Origin of the sequence: uncultured Microbulbifer sp. (genome assembly GCF_913055755.1) — a bacterium.
GTDB lineage: Bacteria > Pseudomonadota > Gammaproteobacteria > Pseudomonadales > Cellvibrionaceae > Microbulbifer.
Genome location: NZ_CAJXKH010000165.1, coordinates 1 through 2,798, shown reverse-complemented (window position 1 = coordinate 2,798; position 2,798 = coordinate 1). Strand labels below are relative to the sequence as shown.

Below are 2,798 nucleotides of genomic sequence, written 5' to 3'. Positions count from 1 at the left end.
TTCCTCGACCAGAACACCGACAAGGTGCAGGGTTCCCTGATCGAAGGCCAGGAGCCGACGTTCGACTCCATCGCCGACCAGAGCTACCCGGTTTCCCGCCCGCTGTTCATCTACGTGAAGAAAGCCCACGTGGACGTGGTGCCCGGCATCAAGCAGTTCCTGGCGGAATTCACCAACGACCGCGCCTGGGGCGACGAAGGCTACCTGGCTGACAAGGGCATGATTCCCCTGCCCGGTGCCAAGCGTCAGCAGATCGTTGGCGACGTGCGCAAACTGAATACCTTGAGCAACCTGGCCGCGAAATAAACCTCGCCGTAAACGAACCAGGTATAGGGAAATACCGGCCAAGCCCACTGGGCTTGGCCGTTTGCATATATAACAGCGGGCGCAATGTGCAGGTGACATGCACGGCGTCATGTAAAAGTAGCCTGAAGTCCGGATAATGGCCGGCATCTAATAACCCGAGTAATCCGAGCGAGCGATGCAAACTCCCACTTTATTCGCCCTACTGTTGCTGCTGATCCTGGTGGCCTACGGCACCGGCTTTGGGCGCGCCATCACAGCGGCGCGCAGCCGCGGTGGTATCCGCAGCCTGGCGTCCCTGCCGAGCTATTACGGCGTACACACCGCGCTCTGGTGCGGACTGCCGGCGCTGATCATCCTGGCGACCTGGCTGGCGTTTGACGATGCCATTATCCGTACCCTGGTGATGGGCGGCATCGCCGACAAGCCCGACACCATCGCCGGACAGAACCTGCTGTATGCGCAGATCCAGAATATGGCCGCGGGCAACCTGGTGGGTGAGGCCACGCCGCAACTGCAGGCCGCCGCGGCGCACCTCAACAGCCTGCGCGCAGGTGGCCAGTGGCTGCAGACCGCGCTGATCCTGATTGTTGCCATCGGCCTCGGTGCCTTTGCGCTGCTGCGCATTACCCCGGAGATGCGCGCCCGCGAGCGGGTGGAAAAAGTGCTGCGCGGGGTACTGCTTACCTGTGCCTGTGCCGCCATCTTCACCACCGTCGGCATTCTGCTGTCGGTGCTGTTCGAGTCGATCCGCTTTTTCCACTCGGTGCCGGTCACCGAATTCCTGTTTGGCCTGCACTGGAGCCCGCAGATGGCCCTGCGGGCGGATCAGGTCGGCTCCAGCGGTGCCTTCGGTGCGGTGCCGCTGTTTACCGGTACTCTGCTGGTATCCGCCATCGCCATGTTCGTGGCGGTGCCGGTGGGACTGATGTCGGCGATTTACCTGGCGGAATACGCCGGCAACCGGGTGCGCGCAGTGGCCAAGCCGCTGCTGGAAATCCTCGCCGGTGTGCCCACGGTGGTGTACGGCTTCTTCGCCGCACTGACCGTGGCGCCGTTTATTCGTGACCTCGCCGCCTCCGTCGGCCTGCAGGCGTCCAGCGAAAGTGCGCTGGCGGCGGGCCTGGTGATGGGGGTGATGATCATTCCGTTCGTGTCGTCGCTGTCTGACGACGTGATCAATGCGGTACCCCAGTCCCTGCGCGACGGCGCCCTGGGTCTCGGCTCCACCAAATCCGAAACCGTGCGCAAGGTGGTGATTCCCGCAGCCCTGCCCGGCATCGTCGGCGGTGTGCTGCTGGCGGTATCCCGCGCGATCGGTGAGACCATGATCGTGGTGATGGCTGCGGGCCTCGCCGCCAACCTCACCGCCAACCCGCTGGAGTCGGTGACCACCGTGACGGTGCAGATCGTGACCCTGCTGGTGGGCGACCAGGAATTCGACAGTCCGAAAACCCTCGCCGCCTTCGCCCTTGGCCTGATGCTGTTCATCTCCACATTGATTCTGAACTTCATCGCCCTGCACGTAGTGAAAAAATACCGGGAACAGTATGACTGACGCGAGCAACTCCAAGATGAACCAGGTCCAGATCAACCAGCAGACCGTGCGCAGCCGCATCGAAGCGCGGCTTGCCAGCCGCCACCGCAAGGAAAAACTGTTCCGCGGTCTCGGCATCGCCAGTATCGGCTTCGGTATCCTCGCGGTACTGGTGCTGTTTACCGATATCGTCAGCAAGGGCGCCAGCGCGTTCGTGCAGACCCAGATCCAGCTGCAGGTAACCTACGATCCCGCGGAACTGGATATCGACAAGGTGGATCACGAAAGCCTGGCGTGGGCGAACTTCGACGGTGTGATCCGCGCGGCCCTGCGCGAGCGCTTCCCGGATGTGCGCGGCCGTCGCGACAAGCGCGAACTTTACGCGCTGGTTTCCAGTGGCGCCGGCTTCAATCTGCGCGAACGCCTGGAGAACAACCCGGAGCTGCTGGGCCAAACCGAAACCGTGTGGGTGAATGCCGACGATGACGTCGACACCTATGTGAAGAGCCTGTCGAAGGACGACGAGGCATTCATGGGCCGCACGTCCGAGCAGAAAGCGGGCTGGATCCTGCAACTGCGGGAGGATGGTGAGCTGAAGAAGCGCTTCAATACCACCTTCTTTACCAATGGCGATTCCCGCGAGCCGGAGCAGGCGGGCATCCGCGCGGCACTGGTGGGCTCCCTGTTCACCCTGCTGGTGACCCTGGCGCTGTCCTTCCCCATCGGTGTGGCCGCGGCGATTTACCTGGAAGAGTTTGCGCCCAAGAACCGCTGGACCGACCTGATCGAGGTGAACATCAACAACCTGGCCGCGGTACCGTCGATCGTGTTTGGTCTACTGGGTCTGGCGATCTTCATCAATTTTTTCGAGATGCCGCGTTCGGCACCACTGGTAGGTGGTCTGGTACTGACCCTGATGACCCTGCCGACCATCATCATCTCCAGCCGCGCATCGCTC

General features: G+C 62.4%; 3 protein-coding genes. All 3 read left to right on the top strand.

Going from position 1 to position 2,798, the window contains the following annotated elements; all coding sequences use genetic code 11:
* The coding region (locus tag QZ511_RS16600; RefSeq protein WP_366935678.1) for a substrate-binding domain-containing protein at nucleotides 1–306 on the top strand (306 nt) is incomplete at its 5' end.
* A gap of 175 nt (nucleotides 307–481) precedes the next feature.
* On the top strand, nucleotides 482–1,861 hold the full coding sequence (gene pstC, locus QZ511_RS16595; RefSeq protein ID WP_295804240.1) for a phosphate ABC transporter permease subunit PstC: 1,380 nt from the start codon (nucleotides 482–484) through the stop codon (nucleotides 1,859–1,861).
* A partial coding sequence (locus QZ511_RS16590) for a DUF3333 domain-containing protein (RefSeq protein WP_295804237.1) occupies nucleotides 1,854–2,798 on the top strand: 945 nt, incomplete at its 3' end. The genes pstC and QZ511_RS16590, both read left to right, overlap by 8 nt.